This window comes from Pseudonocardia sp. HH130629-09, assembly GCF_001294645.1.
GTDB lineage: Bacteria > Actinomycetota > Actinomycetes > Mycobacteriales > Pseudonocardiaceae > Pseudonocardia.
On record NZ_CP011868.1, the window covers coordinates 5930691 to 5947429 of the forward strand.

16 protein-coding genes are annotated in these 16739 nt (G+C 72.3%); 14 read left to right on the forward strand and 2 right to left on the reverse strand.

The annotated features are described in order from the left end of the window. Window positions 1-94 precede the first annotated feature (94 nt). Window positions 95-835 (forward strand): SDR family oxidoreductase, encoded by a 741-nt coding sequence (locus XF36_RS27635; RefSeq protein WP_060714217.1) that lies wholly within the window; start codon window positions 95-97, stop codon window positions 833-835. On the opposite strand, the gene XF36_RS27640 is transcribed toward XF36_RS27635, so the two are convergent. After that, a complete protein-coding gene (locus XF36_RS27640; protein WP_060715023.1) occupies window positions 813-1718 on the reverse strand; it encodes a LysR family transcriptional regulator in 906 nt (301 codons plus the stop codon). The two genes, XF36_RS27635 and XF36_RS27640, sit on opposite strands and share 23 nt — an antisense overlap. 82 nt (window positions 1719-1800) lie before the next feature. Here XF36_RS27640 and XF36_RS34935 point away from each other — a divergent pair, with 82 nt between their 5' ends. From XF36_RS34935 to XF36_RS27650, 3 genes are read left to right on the forward strand one after another with little or no spacing between them, the layout of a single operon-like run. Continuing rightward, entirely contained in the window at window positions 1801-1935 is a 135-nt protein-coding gene (locus XF36_RS34935; protein ID WP_255357077.1) for a hypothetical protein, read from the forward strand. Next, entirely contained in the window at window positions 1932-2954 is a 1023-nt protein-coding gene (locus tag XF36_RS27645) for a DMT family transporter (RefSeq protein WP_145981542.1), read from the forward strand. The genes XF36_RS34935 and XF36_RS27645 overlap by 4 nt, the downstream gene beginning before the upstream one ends. Then, complete coding sequence (locus XF36_RS27650) at window positions 2893-3357, forward strand: DUF1707 SHOCT-like domain-containing protein (RefSeq protein ID WP_060714218.1); 465 nt, start codon at window positions 2893-2895, stop codon at window positions 3355-3357. The genes XF36_RS27645 and XF36_RS27650 overlap by 62 nt, the downstream gene beginning before the upstream one ends. A gap of 39 nt (window positions 3358-3396) precedes the next feature. Here XF36_RS27650 and XF36_RS27655 read toward each other — a convergent pair whose 3' ends face one another. After that, entirely contained in the window at window positions 3397-4392 is a 996-nt protein-coding gene (locus XF36_RS27655) for an IS481 family transposase (protein WP_060714219.1), read from the reverse strand. Window positions 4393-4539: 147 nt separating this feature from the next. Here XF36_RS27655 and XF36_RS27660 point away from each other — a divergent pair, with 147 nt between their 5' ends. From XF36_RS27660 to XF36_RS27705, 10 genes are all read left to right on the forward strand, one after another. Next, window positions 4540-5313: an HARBI1 family protein gene (locus tag XF36_RS27660; RefSeq protein ID WP_060714462.1), complete on the forward strand. Its 774-nt coding sequence runs from the start codon at window positions 4540-4542 to the stop codon at window positions 5311-5313. Between the two features lie 225 nt (window positions 5314-5538). Beyond that, window positions 5539-6762 (forward strand): IS701 family transposase, encoded by a 1224-nt coding sequence (locus XF36_RS27665; protein WP_082375830.1) that lies wholly within the window; start codon window positions 5539-5541, stop codon window positions 6760-6762. Window positions 6763-7012: 250 nt separating this feature from the next. Beyond that, window positions 7013-8005, forward strand: coding sequence for an IS481 family transposase (locus tag XF36_RS27670; RefSeq protein WP_082375268.1), 993 nt, complete (start codon window positions 7013-7015; stop codon window positions 8003-8005). A 42-nt stretch (window positions 8006-8047) separates the two neighbouring features. Further along, on the forward strand, window positions 8048-8638 hold the full coding sequence (locus tag XF36_RS27675) for a PEP-utilizing enzyme (RefSeq protein ID WP_202968460.1): 591 nt from the start codon (window positions 8048-8050) through the stop codon (window positions 8636-8638). Window positions 8639-8992: 354 nt separating this feature from the next. Continuing rightward, a complete protein-coding gene (locus XF36_RS27680; RefSeq protein WP_060714221.1) occupies window positions 8993-10732 on the forward strand; it encodes a PEP-utilizing enzyme in 1740 nt (579 codons plus the stop codon). 74 nt (window positions 10733-10806) lie between these two features. After that, window positions 10807-11115, forward strand: a complete 309-nt coding sequence (locus XF36_RS27685; protein WP_060714222.1) for a YciI family protein — start codon at window positions 10807-10809, stop codon at window positions 11113-11115. A gap of 201 nt (window positions 11116-11316) precedes the next feature. Beyond that, window positions 11317-12930, forward strand: coding sequence for an acyl-CoA synthetase (locus XF36_RS27690; protein ID WP_082375702.1), 1614 nt, complete (start codon window positions 11317-11319; stop codon window positions 12928-12930). Then, a complete protein-coding gene (locus XF36_RS27695) occupies window positions 12927-13925 on the forward strand; it encodes an LLM class flavin-dependent oxidoreductase (RefSeq protein ID WP_060714223.1) in 999 nt (332 codons plus the stop codon). Before XF36_RS27690 ends, XF36_RS27695 begins: the two co-directional genes overlap by 4 nt. Before the next feature lie 99 nt (window positions 13926-14024). Further along, window positions 14025-15977, forward strand: a complete 1953-nt coding sequence (locus tag XF36_RS27700) for an acetoacetate--CoA ligase (protein ID WP_060714224.1) — start codon at window positions 14025-14027, stop codon at window positions 15975-15977. Between the two features lie 2 nt (window positions 15978-15979). Beyond that, window positions 15980-16726, forward strand: a complete 747-nt coding sequence (locus tag XF36_RS27705; RefSeq protein ID WP_060714225.1) for an LLM class flavin-dependent oxidoreductase — start codon at window positions 15980-15982, stop codon at window positions 16724-16726. Window positions 16727-16739: the final 13 nt, after the last annotated feature.

Genomic DNA, 16739 nt, shown 5'->3' on the forward strand with positions numbered 1-16739 from the left:
TGCGGAACGAAGCTCGGCTCTGAACGCACCCGCTCCTCGGTACGACCGGCCCCGTCCGCGCGCAGGACGGGGCCGGTCGTCGTAGGTTCACCGGATGACCGCTCCCCGCCGCCCGCTCGCCCTGATCACCGGTGCCTCCCAGGGCATCGGCGCCGCCACCGCCCGGCTGCTCGCGCCGCGCTACGACCTGGTCCTCGGCGGACGGGACGAGAAGCGGCTGGAGGCCCTCGCCGACGAGCTGACCGAGGCGGGCCCGGTCGCGGTCCGCACCATGGCCGTCGAACTCACCGACGACGACGCGCTGGCCACCGCCCTCGACGGCATCGACCGGCTCGACGCGCTGGTCCACTCGGCCGGGGTCGGGGAGCTGGGCACCGTCGAGGAGACCACCGCGCAGACCTGGCGCCACCAGTTCGACGTCAACGTCGTCGCGGTCGCCGAGACGACCCGGCTGCTGCTGCCCGCGCTGCGCGCGGCCGGGACGGACACCGGGGCCGACGTCGTGCTCGTCAACTCCGGCGCCGGGCTCACCGCCCGCCCGGGTTGGGGTTCCTACGCGGCCAGCAAGTTCGCGCTGCGCGCCTTCGGCGAGGCGCTGCGTGCCGAGGAGTCCAGCAACGGCATCCGGGTCACCTCCGTGCACCCGGGCCGGGTGGACACCGCGATGCAGGAGCGGGTCGTGGCCCAGGAGGCGACCGCAGCCGGGACGGCGGACGGCGGGTACGACGGCTCCAAGTTCCTGCGCCCCGAGTCGGTCGGCGCCGCGATCCTGGCCGCGCTGACCGCGACCCGCGACGCCCACTTCACCGAGATCATGGTGCGCCCGCAGGGCTGAGGGCGGACTGCGCGCGCAGCTCGTCGAGCGCCGCCAGCAGCGGCGGCGCGGCAGCGGCGGCGTCCCGGACCACCGCGAGGATCGTCCGCACCGGTGTGGGGCGCACGACCGGCACCGCGCAGGTCCCGGCCGGCAGGTCGACGGCCCCGAGCCGGGGGAGCACGGTGACTCCGATGCCGGCGGCGACGAAGGCCAGCGCCGTGCGGTAGTCGTGGGCCTCGACGTGGAACGGCGGGCGGAACCCGGCGGCGGCGCAGGCCTCGACCAGGTTACGCCGGCACCACCCGCGGGCGAAGTCGTTGTCCACCCATCGCTGCCCGGCCAGGTCTGCCAGGTCGACCTGCTCCGCCCCGGCCAGCGGGTGATCGTCGGGCAGCACCACGACGTAGGGGTCGTCGAGCAGGTGGTGCACCGAGAACCCGGGCCAGGCCTCGTAATCCGGTCGCTCGACGGCGATCTGCAGGTCCGAGCGGTCGGCCGGGTCGTCGGGCAGCCACTCGCGCAGGGCCAGGTCGAGCAGGACACCCGGGAAGCCACCGGTCAGCCTGCGCACGACCCGCGGCATCCAGGCGGACCCGACGGAGGCGAAGTAGGCCACCGACAGCGACCCGGTGCGCCCGGTGCGCAGGTCCTCGACGAGCACCTGGGCCTCCCCGAGCCGGGCCAGCACCGCGTCCGCCTGTTCGGCCAGCAGCAGCCCGGCCGCGGTCGGCCGCAGCCCGCGGCCCACCCGCTCGAACAGCACCAGACCGGTCTCGCGGGCGAGCGCGGTGACGTGCTGGCTCACCGCCGACGGCGTGTACCCCAGGTTGGCGGCGGCGGACTGTACCGACCCACCGGCCACGACCGACCGGAAGATCATCAGGCGATGGGTGTCGAGCACCACCCGACCGTACAGCAGAACTGAATCCAGGAACAGAACATGTCGCTGGTGCTGAACCGTGGGGCGGTCCGACGATGTCCTCATGACCACCGTGCACCTGGGGCTGCTCGCCCTCACCACACCCGCCGCCCTCGCCGCGCTGTACAGGTCGTTCCGGGACCGACCGCGACGGTTGCCCGTCCGCACCGGCTACGACACCCGCCGGCCCACCCTGTGAGCCCCGCGACCCGGTCCCGGCTGCTGCCGCTCGCCGCCGCGGCCACCACCGTCGTGCTGTGGGCCTCGGCGTTCGTGGCCATTCGCGCCGTCGGTCACGACCTGTCCCCGGGTGCGCTGGCCCTGGGGCGGATGCTGCTCGGGGCCCTGACCCTGACCGCGATCCTGAGCGTCGTCCGCGCCCGGAGACGCACCTCCGGCCCACCGCTGCCCCGCGGACGCCTGCTGGCCGCGGTGGCGATCTGGGGTGCGGCCTGGTTCGGCGTCTACAACCTCGCGCTGAACGCGGCCGAGCGGCACCTCGACGCCGGCACCACCGCGCTGCTGGTGAACGTGGCGCCGGTGGTCGTCGCCGTCCTGGCCGGGCTGCTGCTCGGGGAGGGCTTCCCCGCGCGGCTGCTGGCCGGGATGGGCGTCGCGTTCGCCGGGGTGGCGCTGATCGCGGCTGCCTCCTCCGCCGGGGGCGTCGACCTGTCCGGGGTGCTGCTGGGGCTGCTCGCCGCGCTGGTCTACGCGGGTGCGGCCGTCGCGCAGAAGCGGCTGCTGCCCCGGGTGGACGCCCTGACGATGACCTGGACCGGCGCCGTCGCCGGGGCCGTCGCGCTGCTGCCGTTCCTGCCGTCACTGGTCGCCGAGCTCGCCACCGCACCGGCGACCGCCGTCGCCGGCGTCGTCTACCTGGGGGTGTTCCCGACCGGCGTCGCGTTCCTGACCTGGGGGTACGCCCTCACCCGCACCACAGCGGGCAAGCTGGCCGCGACCACGTACGCGATCCCGCCGCTGGTGGTCGGGCTGTCCTGGGCGCTGCTCGGGGAGGTGCCCGCACCGGCCGCGCTCGCCGGCGGCCTGCTCTGCCTGGTCGGCGTCGCCGTCGCCACCCGTCCGGCCGGGTCCCGGGGTCGGGGATCCTCCGAACGACCGCCCCCGCTGACCGGCTCGGTCACTACGCTCGACGGGCATGGGGGAGTCCAGGGACGACGAGCGGTCCGTGCTGCGGGTGTCGGACGCCGAACGGAATGAGGTCGCGGAACGGCTGACGCTGGCGCACGACGAAGGCCGGCTGTCCCTGACCGAGTACGACGAGCGGTTGCAGCAGGCCTACGCGGCGACCGTCCGCGCGGATCTCGACCGGCTGGTCGCCGACCTGCCCGCGGTGGAGCGCACGGCCCTGCCGTCGGTGCGCGCCGAGACCGCGGAGGTGGAGAAGGCCGAGGCGAGGCGTGAGCACCTCACCGAGTGGCGGTCGTGGGCCGGCACCGCGGTCATCCTGACCGGCATCTGGGTGGTGACCGCGGTCTCCGCGGCCTCCGACGGGGAGGGACTCCCGTTCTTCTGGCCGATGGTGCCGATGGGGATCTGGGCCGCGGTCCTCATCGCACAGTTCTTCTTCGGCTCCGATGACGAGGACGACGACGAGGACTGACGACGAGGGCCGACGCGAGGACCTAGGTGTACCCGGCCATCAGGTTGGTGACAGGCGGCTGAGCGGGGGTCGTCCTCCGAGCGCACTGTGACCCCGTCGAGTGTTGTAGTGCTCGATCCACGGGGCAAGCGCGGCAGCGCGTTGGGCGTTGCTGGTGAAGACCTGCCGGTATGCCCATTCGGTGGCCAGGGTGCGGTTAAGGCGTTCGACCTTGCCGTTCTGCCAGGGGCAGTGCGGCTTGATGAACACCTGCTTGGCCTCGAGCTCGGCGACGACGCCACGCAACGAATGCTGGTACGCCCAGGCATTGTCGGTCATGATCCGCTCGATCCTGGTGATTCCGTGGGCGGCGAAGTAGCCGGCGGCCCGGCGTAGGAACCCGGCGCAGGTGCGGCCCTTCTCGTCGGGTAGGACCTCGGAGTAGGCCAACCTGGAGTGGTCGTCGACCAGCGAGTGGATGTAGTCGAACCCGAGTCGGGTGGCGCGGTCGCGGGTGTGTTCGCGGGCGGCCCGGCCGTGCGCGCGCCACCCGCCGCCGTCAGGGATGCGGCCCAGTTTCTTGACGTCCATGTGCACCAGCTCGCCGGGACGGTCACGCTCGTAGCGGACCGCGGTGGTCTTACTGGCTCGGATCACGGTCCCGGTGACCGGGTCGAGTTGACGCAGGTAGGGCACCCGATGGCGGCGCAGGATCCTCGATACCGTCCGAGCCGGGACCGCCAGTTGGGGGCCGATCCGGTCCTGACCCTGACGCTGCTGCGCACGCAGAGCCAGCACCCGATCCGCGACCGTGGCAGGGGTCCGAGTCGTGCACCGATGCGGTCGCGACGAGCGCTCAACCAGTCCAGCCAGACCATGGGCGCGGAAGCGGGCGACCCAGCGATGTGCGCACTGACGCGAGATACCCAGCTCGGCCGCGACGTGTGCACACGGCCTGCCCTGATCGACGACCCGCTCAACAAGCACACGACGACCGTGCACGGTCAAGCGGGCATTGAGCCTTTCCCAGTAGTGGGGAGCGGCTGGCGGCGACACGCCGGGGGCGTGGAGGTGCTCAACGAGGGTGCGGGACCCCGGTAGAAGAGATCGGTCCGCTCAAAGATCGACTCACCACCGAGGTCCCGCGTGCCCGATCCTGTCACCTACACCGCCGTGCTCCCGATCGGGGAGCCCACCGCGTCCATGTTGTCGCGGCTGTTGGCCGAGGAACGCCTCCGGCGCGGGACTCGCAGCGGGCGTCGGGCGCTGGACTGTGACCGCCACGCGGTGCTGGTGCTGCGCTGGTTCCTCGACGCGACCCGGGTCGCCCAGCTCGCCGCCGACAACCGGCTGAGCCTGTCGAGTACCTACCGCTACCTGCACGAAGGTATCGACGTTCTGGCCGCCGCCGCGCCTGGACTGCCCGGCGCGCTGCTCGCGGCCCGCACCGCCGGGCACACCCACGTTCACCTCGACGGCACCGTGATCCACACTGACCGCTCCCGCACTCCCGGACCGACCCCGGGAGTGGATCTGTGGTGGTCGGGTAAGCACCACGTCCACGGCGGGAACGTTCAGGTCCTCACCGCGCCTGACGGGTGGCCGTTGTGGACCTCCCCGGTGCGCCCGGGCCGCGAGCACGACACCACCTGCGCCCGCGGTCACCCCGGCCTGCTCGACGCGATCGAGGGCTGGACCGACGACACCCACGTCGTGCTCGCCGACCTCGGCTACGAGGGTGAGAACACCCGCCTGACCTGCCCGTTCAAGACCCCCACCGGCGGTGGGCTGTCGGTGGACAAGCGCACCGTCAACACGCTGCACTCCGCCGTCAGGGCTGTGGCCGAACGCGGGAACTCCCTGCTCAAGACCACCTTCAAGGCGCTACGCCGGGTCAGCTTCTGCCCCTGGCGGATCGGCGCGATCACCGCCGCCGCGCTCGTCCTGCTCCACGTCGAGCACGACCGAACCACATGATCAACCAGCACCTACTGGGAAAGGCTCATTACGGTGGGACACGAGAGCCTCCGCGGTGGTGTGGGTCCTAGACAAGCCACACCCCACCCGGAGGCTCTCCCTTGTTCAAACACCCTGACTACGTGTCGAACCGAAACCTCCGTCACCAACGTCCTGGCCGAGTACACCTAGTACTCCAGCCGCACTTCGTGATGTGGGTCTGCGCTAGGCTTTGATCTTGTGCAGGTGGAGGAGGACCTAGAGGCGTGGGCCGGCGGCCTGGACGGGTTGTTCGGGCTGGTGGCGGGGCGGTTCTTCCGGACGGAGCCGCGGCGTCGGGCGCGGGCGTATGTGCGTGGATTGTTGGCGCCGTTGGCCGGGAAGAACGGGTGGACGCTGGCCGAGGTCGCCGGTGACACGACGCCGGACGGGATGCAGCGGCTGCTCAACTCGGCGGCTTGGGACGCCGACGGGATGCGCGATGACCTGCGGGACTACGTCACAGAACACCTCGGCGAGCCCGGCGGGGTGCTGATCGTCGACGAGACCGGGTTCCTGAAGAAGGGGGCCAAGTCGGCCGGGGTGCAGCGCCAGTACTCCGGCACTGCGGGCCGGGTGGAGAACTGCCAGCTCGGGGTGTTCTGCGCCTATGCCAGCGGCAGGGGCCGCACGTTGATCGATCGTGAGCTTTACCTGCCCAGGTCGTGGACCGGTGATCGGGAACGTTGCCGGGCTGCGGCGGTGCCCGACGAGGTCGAGTTCGCCACCAAGACCGTGCTGGCCAAGCAGATGCTCGGCCGGGCCCTCGACGCTGGTGTCCCGGCGTCGTGGGTGGCTGCGGACGAGGCCTACGGTCAGGACTACAAGTTCCGCTCCTGGTGCGAGAAGCGCCGGATCGGCTACGTCGTCGCCGTGCCCCGCAGTCAGTCGATCCCGCTCTCGCTCGAGGCTGACATCGCCGGGCTGGCCGGGTCACGACGCGCCGACGACCTGGTCGCTCGCGCGCCGGAGCAGGCGTGGAAGCGCCGCTCGGCGGGGGACGGGGCGAAGGGTGAGCGGCTCTACGACTGGGCCGTGGCCAGCCTGTCTCCGCCACCGGAGGCGCCCGCCGGGTGGGGGCGCTGGCTGCTGGTGCGCCGTCAGATCCTCACCGACACCCAGATCGCCGCCGGTGACGAGCCGGAGTTGGCCTACTACCTGTGCGCAGGCCCGCCCGGCACCAGTGACGACGACCTCATCCGGGTCGCCGGCGCCCGGTGGGCGATCGAGGAGTGCTTCCAGACCGCGAAGAACGAGGTCGGGCTCGACCAGTACCAGGTGCGGCGTTACGACGCCTGGTACCGCCACATCACCCTGGCCATGCTCGCCCACGCCTACCTCTCGGTCACCGCGGCGATCGCCCCAAAAGACCTGGCAGCGGGCTCATCCCGCTCACCCTCGCCGAGATCCGACGTCTCCTGGCATCTCTGATCCACATCCCCGCCCGCACCGTGGGCTGGGCCTGGTCGACCTGGCGTCGCCGTCACCAACACCGAGCCCGCGAAAGCCACTACCGACGACGAAGACAGCCCAGCTAACGAAGTGCGGCTGGAGTACTAGGTGTGATGTCCATGGACGTTGTTCCAGGTTGAGCTGATGACGGCCTGTCGCTGAGACAGGCGAGGACCCCCGGTTGTGAAGTGGAGCTGTCTAGGAACCGCTTCACCAACCGGAGGCCCTTGTGACCCACGCTAACGCTGCGCTGACTCCGCGTGCCCGGCTACGGCTGGCCCGTCTGATCGTCGACCAGGACTGGACCTGCTCCACCGCGGCCAGAATGTTCATGGTCGCCCCTCGCACCGCCCGAAAGTGGGCTGACCGCTACCGCGCCGAGGGCCCGCCCGGGATGGTCGACCGCAGCTCCCGACCACGGTCGATGCCGGCCAAGACCCCGCCGAGGCTGGTGAAGCAGATCGTGCGACTGCGGTGGCACCACCGACTCGGACCAGTACAGATCGGCGGCCGACTCGCTCTCGCCGCCTCGACCGTGCACGCGGTCCTGCGCCGCTGCCGGATCAACCGGCTCTCCCACATCGACCGGGTCACCGGCGAGCCCCTACGCCGCTACGAACACCCACACCCCGGCTCGTTGATCCACGTCGACGTCACCAAGTTCGGCAACATCCCCGACGGAGGCGGACACCGCTTCGTCGGACGCCGACAAGGCGCCCTGAACAAGCGGTCCACTCCCGGACTGCCCAGGGGAACCGACTACAAGCCGCGCACCGGCAGAGCGTTCGTCCACACCGTCATCGACGACCACTCCCGCGTCGCCTACGCCGAGATCCACAGCGACGAGAAAGCCGACACCGCCACCGGTGTGCTACGCCGGGCCGTGGACTGGTTGAACGCCCGCGGCGTGACCGTCGAACGGGTCCTGTCCGACAACGGCAGCTGCTACCGCTCACACGCCTGGCGTGACACCTGCAGCGAACTGGGCATCACCCACAAGCGAACCCGGCCCTACCGGCCTCAGACCAACGGCAAGATCGAACGTTTCCACCGCACCCTCGCCGACGGGTGGGCATACGCCCGCTTCCACCCCTGCGAAACGGCTCGGCGAGACGCGCTCCCCGGCTGGCTGCACTTCTACAATCACCACCGGCCCCACAGCGCAACCAACGGCCTACCGCCGATCAGTCGCCTGACCAACCTGCCTGGACATCACACCTAGGCACCGCGGTGAACGTGCAGGCCATGGTGTTCGGCAACCGCGGTGCGTGCGGCTGTGGAGATGGTGGACGACCCGGCGATCGGGCTGTCCCGGGCCGAGGCGCTCGCCCGGGTGCCCGAGCAGGTGCGGGAGCGGGCGCGGGCCGAGGTGCTCGCCGCGGGCCGCGGGGCCGCGTCGACCCCGGCGGCGCTCACCACCGGTCTCGGCGCCTCGCCGGGCCGGGTCAGCGGAGCCGTCGTGCTGAGCGCCGACGCGGCCGCCGACGCCGAGGGCGACGTCGTGCTGGTCCGGCCGGAGACCAGCCCGGAGGACGTGCACGGCATGTCGGTCGCCGTCGGCATCCTGACCAGCACCGGCGGGCTGGTCAGCCACGCCGCCGTCGTCGCGCGCGGCTGGGGCATCCCGGCCGTCGTCGGGGCGGAGGAACTGCACGTGGGTGCCGACGCGGTGCACGCCGCCGAGGGGACCCGGCTGTTCGGGCCCGGCGACGTCGTCACCGTCGACGGCGCGACCGGCCAGGTGTGGCTCGGCGACGTGACCGCGGGTGCCGACGACGGCGCCTCGGCCGCCGAGGTCGTCGCCCGGCTGCTGCCCGCGCTCGCCGTGCTGGACGGCTGGGCCGCCGCCGGTTGAGTCCGGAACGGAGGACCGCGACCGGGCCGGCGCACCGAGCGCGCGTGCGTGCGGTCTCCGCCTCGACGGCGAGGAATGCGAGCGATGAGTCGCACCCGGAGCGCCCGAAGGGCGAGACGTCCGGGTCCCGGCAGGTAACGCCCGACGGCGCGACGCTCGACATGACCGGTCCGTCGCGTCGAGGTCGCCCGAGGTCGTGGGTGACGCCGTCCGGTCACGGCGGAGTGACGGTTGACACGCCGCCCGTTGCTCGCCAGAATGCGACGGACAAGTCGCACATCGAGCGTCGCGCCGACGCCCGGGTGCCCGGACCTCCGCCCGTGTGCGGACCTCGATGACGAGGAGACCAGCTCCGTGACCGACTGGCCCATCTTCGACCGCACGTCGAAGACCTTCCCGCTCTACTCCCGGGCGAACGTCGGCGAGATCTTTCCCGACCCGATCTCGCCGCTGAACGCCTCGACCGGCTTCCAGGCCAACCTCGAGCCGGGCTGGCGGGACGCCTTCGTCGCCTGCGGCGTCTGGGACCACGACCTCTACGACGCCTCGGTCGAGCGCAACGTCCTGCCCGCCTTCGGGAGCTACCTCTACATCAACATGTCGCTGATGCGCCTGTTCGGCGTGCGAGTGCCGGGGATGGGTGCCGAGGCCGTCGACCTGCAGTACTTCGGCGACATGCCGGGCATCCCGAGCTACGAGAGCGAGAAGCGCGACTTCGACGACGACCCGGCGTACTCGGGGAAGGCCGGCGCCTGGCTGATGAACGAGGTCCTGCTCGCGAAGGACCTCGCCGCCTACGACGCCGACCGGCGGACGGTGCTGGACATCCGGTCGCAGCGACCGGACGTCGCGACGTTGTCGGACGCCGCGCTCGCCGAGCGCATCACCTCGTTCAACGACGTCCTGCGTGGCCTGTTCCAGCGCCACATCGAGTCCAGCCTCAAGTCCGGCGTCGGTCTCGGGGCCATCTCGCAGATCGCCGCGGCGGTCGGGCGCCCGGAGCTGGCCCTGACCCTGGTCGCCGGCATCGGCGACGTCGACTCCGCAGGTCTGTCGCACGGGATGTGGACACTGAGTCGCCTCGCGCGCACCGACCCGGTCGCGGAGCTGTTCGACGGCGGCGTCGAGGGCCTGGACGCCCGGCTGCGGTCCTCCGGCGATCCGCAGGTTGCGGAGTTCGTCGCCGGGTTCGACGCCTTCCTCGGCGAGTGGGACTTCCGCGGCCCGGCCGAGTGGGAGCTGCGGGCGCTGACCTGGAGCCTGCGGCCCGAGCTCGCGTTGCACACGATCGACCGGATGCGCGGCGTCGCGGACGAGGAGTCCCCACAGATCAAGAACGCCGAGCGGGTCCGGCAGCGGGAGGAGGCCACCGCGACCGTGCGGGAGCTGCTGGCCGGCGACGCGGAGGCCGGCGGCCAGTTCGAGGCCGCGCTGCACGCGGCGGCGCTCTGGCTGCGAGGGCGGGAGCGCTCCCGGACCACGGCCGCGATGCTGATCCACGAGCTGCGGCTGCCCGCGCTGGAGCTGGGCCGGCGCGGCGCCGAGGCCGGTCACCTCGACGCGGCGAAGCAGCTCTTCACGCTGTTCGCCGAGGAGCTGCCCGCCTACCTCGCCGATCCGGGCTCGTTCACCGCCACCGTCCGCGAGCGCGAGCGCGTCTACCTGGAGATGTTCGACCTCGAGCCGCCGTTCGTCGTGGTCGGTGACCCGCCGCCGACCAGCGAGTGGGTGCGCCGCTCGGGCCGGACGCACACCGCCGCCGTCGCCGGGGAGACCATCCAGGGAGTGTCCGGTTGCACCGGGGTCACCCGGGGTCGGGCGCGGGTGCTGCTCGACCCGAACGACCCCTCGGCACTGGAGCCGGACGAGATCCTCGTCGCGCCCATCACCGACCCGTCGTGGACGCCGCTGTTCGTCGCGGCGTCCGCGGTGGTCGTCGACGTCGGGGCGCCGTTCTCGCACGCCGCGATCGTGAGCCGTGAGCTCGGCATCCCGTGTGTCGTGTCGGCGGCCGACGCGACCGGCCGGATCCCGAACGGCGCGCTGATCGAGGTCGACGGGACCGCCGCCACGGTGACCGTGATCGAGGTCTGACCGCGGCGCGCCGGGACCGGCCGCAGTCCGGCCGGTCCCGGCACACCGCCCCGAGCACGTGCGACGATCGCACCGTGGCCACCACCTTCGCGCTGATCTACACCTACACCGACGACACCGAGCTGCGGGACGCCACCCGCCCCGCGCACCGGGACTACCTGCGCCCCCTCGGCGAGGACGGCACGATGCTCGCCGCGGGCGCCTGGGCGCCGGGGGAGGATCCGGGCGGGCTGCTGATCTTCCGGGTCGAGGACCGGGCCGTGGTGCAGCGCATCGTCGACAACGACCCGTTCACCACCGCCGGCGTCGTCGCCCGCGCCGACATCCGCGAGTGGGTGCCCCCGCTGGGTCCGCTCGCCGGGGCGCTGAACGGCCAGAACTGACTCCGGGGACAGCCGTCCCCCACTCGCGCCGCACGGGCCGGGAGCGCACCGCGCTCCCGGCCCGTCGTCGTCCCCGGGGCCGTCGTCCCGGCGCGTCGGACGGGCACGACCGGGTCGCAGCCCGCGCCAGAATCTTGACAACTGTCCAGAAACTCGCCACGGTCATCGCTGTCCGCAACGGTGCGAGTCCGGGGAGCTGCGATGTCGCTGACCTTCTATCTCGACAAGGGCGCCTCGCTGGACCCCGCCGCGCCCTGCCTGACGCTCGACGGCACCTCGCTGTTCTACGGCGAGGTCGTCGACCTCTCGCACGCCGTCGCGCGGGCCCTGCGACGCTCGGGCGTCGCCCCCGGCGACAAGGTCGGCATCCTGTCGGCGAACGACCCGACCGCGTTCTCCTGCGTGTTCGGCATCGCCCGGGCCGGGGCGGTCTGGTGCCCGATCAACCCGCGCAACGCGGCCGGGGAGACCGCCGGGCTCCTGGAGCTGTTCGACTGCACCACGCTGATCTTCCAGCCGTCCTTCGACGACCTCGTCGCCACGATCGCTCCGGATCTCCCGCAGCTGCGGACACTGGTCCGTCTCGGCACGGGCGCCGACCGCGCGCAGGCCTTCGACGCCTGGCTCGACGCCGCCCGCGACGACGCGTCGGCCGAGGCCGCGCCGCCCGAGGAGATCGTGGCGCTGGTCGGCACCGGCGGCACCACCGGGCGTCCCAAGGGCGTGCTGCTGACCGACCGCAACGTCGAGACGATGTCGGCGATCACGCTGATGAGCTACCCCTTCGACGAGCGCCCGGTCTACCTCGCGCTGGCCCCGCTCACGCACGCCGCGGGCGTGCTCTGCTTCCCGGTGATGGCCCGCGGCGGCGAGGTCGTGATCATGCCGAAGCCCGACGTCGGCCGGTTCCTGGAGCTGATCGAGACGCACCGGGTCACGCACACGTTCCTGCCGCCGACGCTGATCTACATGGTGCTGGGCCACGAGGCGCTCGACACGACGGACCTGTCGTCGCTGCAGTGCTTCTGGTACGGCGCGGCCCCGATGTCGGTGGCCCGGCTGGCCGAGGCGCTGGACCGGATCGGGCCGATGGCACAGCTGTTCGGCCAGTCCGAGGCGCCCATGATGATCTCGACGATGTCGCCCGCCGAGCACCGCCGTCCCGACGGGAGCATCGCCACCGAGCGGCTGGCCTCGGCCGGACGGCCGTCACCGCTGGTCGTCGTGGCGATCCTCGACGAGCAGGGCAGGCCGGTCCCGCGCGGCGAGCGTGGCGAGATCTGCGTGCGCGGGTCGCTGGTCATGGCGGGCTACCACCGCAACCCCGAGGCGACGGCGGAGGTGTCGGCGCACGGCTGGCACCACACCGGCGACATCGGCCGGCTCGACGACGACGGGTTCCTCCACATCGTCGACCGGGCCAAGGACATGGTCATCTCCGGCGGGTTCAACGTGTACTCCGCCGAGGTGGAGCAGGCCCTGATGGCGCACGACGCCGTCCGGGACTGCGCCGTGGTCGGCCTGTCCGACGAGAAGTGGGGCGAACGGGTCACCGCGGTGGTCCAGCCCCAGCCCGGTGCCGAGATCGACACCGAGGAGCTGGTCGCGTTCGTCAAGGCGCGCATCGGTTCCGTGAAGGCCCCCAAACAGATCGAGATCTGGAGCGATCTCCCGCGCTCGACTGTGGGTAAGGTTCTCAAGAACGAGATCCGCGTCACACTCTCCGTCAGCGACGCCACCGACGACGTCGTCGGCGACGTCGTCGGCGACGTCGTTGGCGACACTGTCATGCCGCAAGGAGGCAGCATCACATGAAGCTCGCTCTGTACCTCCCCAACTTCCGTGACCTGGTCACGGTCAAGGAGCTGGAGGACCTCACCGCGCTCGCCGAGGAGCTCGACTTCGACTCGGTCTGGACGCTCGACCGGATCGTCGTCCCCGAGAAGTCCGACCGCCAGGAGCTGCAGTACTCCTTCGGCATGATGGACGGGCTGCCGAACGCCCTGCCCGTGTCCTCGCGCGGCAAGTGGTTCCAGGGCTACCCGCTGATCCCGTGGCTCGCCGCGAAGACGACCAAGGTCCGCATCGGCATGAGCATCATCGACACCCCGTTCCGCTCGCCCGGCGTCCTCGCCGCGGAGCTGGCGACCATCGACCACCTCTCCGGCGGCCGCCTGAACGTCGGTGTCGGGTCCGGCTGGATGCCCGAGGAGTTCGCCGCGGCGAGCGCCGCGCACATCTTCCCCAAGCGGCACAAGCACGTGCGCGAGTCGATCGAGATCATGCAGGGCATCTGGGACAAGAGCGCCGACCACTACGAGTTCCACGGCGAGTTCGCCGACTTCGACGCCTGCGGCTTCGGGCACAAGCCGCTGCAGGACCCGCGCCCGCCGATCTTCATGAGCGGCCTCAAGGACCCGCTGCGTTCGGCGCGCCGGATCACCAAGTACGACCTCGACGGCTGGATCGGCATCCAGGACTCGCCCGAGCGTCTCGCCCAGTGGATCACCGCCATCGACGAGCAGTTCGAGGAGATCGGCAGCCCCAAGCGGGCAAAGGACCTGGAGATCTGCTCGATGATCTGGACGGTCATCACCGACGAGGAGGTCGACCAGACCGTCAACGGTGTCGCCTCGAACCTGTTGGTGGGGACGGAGAAGCAGCTCACCGACCGGCTCAAGGCGTACAAGGAGGCGGGGATGACCATGCCGCTGATCTGGCCGCCGTTCGCCGACGTGCCGGTGGGGAAGACGCTCGACGACCTGAAGCGGATCAAGAACGACATCATGCCGAAGGTGCTCGCCTCCTGAGGCTCCCGGGCCGCACCGCAGCGCAGCGCCGTGTCGGCGGGCCCACCTCCCGGGTGGGCCCGCCGACACGCGGGACGCCCCCGTACGGAGGAGACACCGATGACCGACGTCCTCTGGACCCCGTCGGCGGAGCGCATCGAGCGGTCCGCGCTGCGTGCCTACCTCGACCGGCTGGCCGAGCGGGAGGGGCGCCCGTTCGACGACCACGACGCCCTGCACGCCTGGTCGGTCGCCGACGTCGACCGGTTCTGGTGCTCGGTCGTCGACCACTACGGCGTCGCGTTCTCCACGCCGTACACGCAGGTCCGCACCACCGACCCGATGCCGCACACCCGCTGGTTCACCGGCGCGCGGCTGAACTGGGCCGAGCACGCGCTGCGCCACGGCGCCGACGACGACACGGCCCTGGTGTGCGTGCGGGAGGGCGGCACCCCCGCCCGGGAGATCACCTGGTCACGGCTGCGCCGGTCGGTCGCCGCCGCCGCGGGCTGGCTGCGCCGCGCCGGCGTCGAGCCCGGGGACCGGGTCTGCGCCTACCTGCCCAACACCGAGCACGCGGTGATCGGCCTGCTCGCCGCGGCCGCGGTCGGCGCGGTGTGGTCCTGCTGCTCGCCCGACTTCGGCGCCGAGGGCACCATCGGCCGGCTCGCCCAGCTCGAACCGACCGTCCTGATCGCCGCCGACGGCTACCACTGGAACGGCACGGTCGTCGACCGCGGCGACGTAGTCGCCCGGCTGCGGGAGAGCCTGCCGACCGTGCGGCACGTCGTGCACGTCGGCCACGCGGTCGACCGGCCCGCCCCGGAGGGCAGCACGCCGTGGGCGGAGCTGCTGGCCGTCGACGCGGAGCCGGAGTTCGCGCAGGTGGAGTTCTCCCACCCGCTGTGGGTGCTGTTCACCTCCGGCACCACCGGCCTGCCCAAGGGGCTGGTCCACGGCCACGGCGGCATCACCCTCGAAGGGCTCAAGTGGTCCGGGCTGTACTGCGGGCTGCGCGCCGGCGAGCGGATGTTCACCCACACCTCCACCGGCTGGGCGCTGTGGAACATGCAGCTCGGCGCGCTCACCCAGGGCGCGTCGATCGTGCTCTACGAGGGCAGCCCCGGCCACCCACCGGGCGCGGTCTGGGAGGTCGCCGCCCGGACCGGCGCCGACGTCGTCCTCCTGGGGGCGGCGGTGGTCACCGCGACGGCGAACACCGGCGTCTCCCCGCGCGCCGACCACGACCTGTCCCGGGTGCGGCACGTGATGGTCAGCGGCTCGGCGCTGCCGCCCGCCGGCTACGACTGGCTGTACTCCCACGTCTCGCCGGACCTGCGGGTCGACTCCACCAGCGGCGGCACCGACATCTCCGGCTCCTTCGTCGGGGCGAACGAGTACTCCCCGGTACGGGCCGGGCGGATCGGCGGGCGCCTGGCCGGGGTCGACTGCGCCGCCTGGGACGACGACGGGAACCCGGTCGTCGACGAGGTCGGGGACCTGGTGGTCACCCAGCCGATGCCGTCCATGCCGGTGCACCTGTGGAACGACCCCGACGCGCGCCGCTACACCGACTCCTACTTCGACACCTGGCCCGGCGTCTGGCGGCACGGTGACTGGGTGACCGTGCACGGCGACGGCAGCGTCTCCATCCACGGCCGCTCGGACTCCACCCTCAACCGCCACGGCGTGCGGCTGGGCACCGGCGACTTCTACGACGTCCTGGAGACGATGGAGGAGATCACCGAGGCCCTCGTCGTCGGCGTGGAACTCCCCGACGACGGGTACTGGCTGGGCCTGTTCGTCGTCCCCGCCGCGGGGCATCCGCTCGACGACGACCTCCGGGCGACGATCGTGACCACGCTGCGGACCCGGCTGACCCCCCGGCACGTGCCGGACGAGATCGTCGAGGCGCCCGCGGTGCCGCACACCCTGTCCGGCAAGCGGCTGGAGGTACCGGTCAAGAAGCTGATGGCCGGGCGTCCGCTGGAGAAGGCGGCGAACGTCGCCTCGGTCGACGACCCCGACGTGCTGCGCTGGTACGCCCGGTTCGCCGCCGAACGGCGGGCCTGACCGTGCGCCTGGGCGCGACGCTCGCGCACCTGTCCGATGCGCCGCCCCACCCGGTGGTGCCGTGGGCGCGGCGCCTCGCCGGCGCGGGATTCGCCCACCTCTGGGCGCCGGAGACCATCGGCCGCGGCCGGCTCGTGCCGGACCCGTTCGTCGCGCTCGCCGCCGCGGCCGGGGCCACCGACGGCGTCGGGCTGGCGACGGGCACCGTGCAGGTCCCGCTGCACCACCCCGCGGAGCTGGCGCACCGGATGCTGTCGTTGCAGGCCGTGTGCGGGGACCGGCTGGCCCTGGGGATCAGCCCCGGCTCCACCCGCGACGACTACGCCACACTCGACCGCGACCACCGCACCCGTTTCCGGATCTTCGACGAGAACGCGGACCGGCTCCGCGACCTGCTGGAACACGGCCACGACGACCACGTCCGGCTCGCCGATCCGCCGGCCGCCCGGCCGCCGCTGCTGCTCGGCTCCTGGGGTGCGAACGTCGAGAAGGCGGCCCGGCACTTCGACGGCTGGCTCGCCTCGGGCTACCGCACCACCCCTGCGGAGATGATCGAGGCGCTGGGGCGCTACCGGGCCGCCGGCGGGCGCCGCGCCGTCGCCTACGCCGTGCCGGTCCCCGCGGGGGCCGACGTCGGGCGCCTGGGCGAGACGCTGCACCGCTACGCCGAGGCGGGGTTCGACGACGCCGTCGTGGTCATCGAGCCGGACGGGCCGGACCCGGAGCGGGTCCGGGCGCTGCTGGCGTAGCGCTGGTCGGACC

Excerpts from the sequence above, each read along its gene's own strand:
- XF36_RS27635 (WP_060714217.1), top strand. The coding sequence starts at position 95 with ATGACCGCTCCCCGCCGCCCGCTCGCCCTGATCACCGGTGCCTCCCAG.
- XF36_RS34935 (WP_255357077.1), top strand. The coding sequence starts at position 1,801 with ATGACCACCGTGCACCTGGGGCTGCTCGCCCTCACCACACCCGCCGCC.
- XF36_RS27650 (WP_060714218.1), top strand. The coding sequence starts at position 2,893 with ATGGGGGAGTCCAGGGACGACGAGCGGTCCGTGCTGCGGGTGTCGGAC.
- XF36_RS27660 (WP_060714462.1), top strand. The coding sequence starts at position 4,540 with ATGTTGTCGCGGCTGTTGGCCGAGGAACGCCTCCGGCGCGGGACTCGC.
- XF36_RS27690 (WP_082375702.1), top strand. The coding sequence starts at position 11,317 with ATGTCGCTGACCTTCTATCTCGACAAGGGCGCCTCGCTGGACCCCGCC.
- XF36_RS27695 (WP_060714223.1), top strand. The coding sequence starts at position 12,927 with ATGAAGCTCGCTCTGTACCTCCCCAACTTCCGTGACCTGGTCACGGTC.
- XF36_RS27700 (WP_060714224.1), top strand. The coding sequence starts at position 14,025 with ATGACCGACGTCCTCTGGACCCCGTCGGCGGAGCGCATCGAGCGGTCC.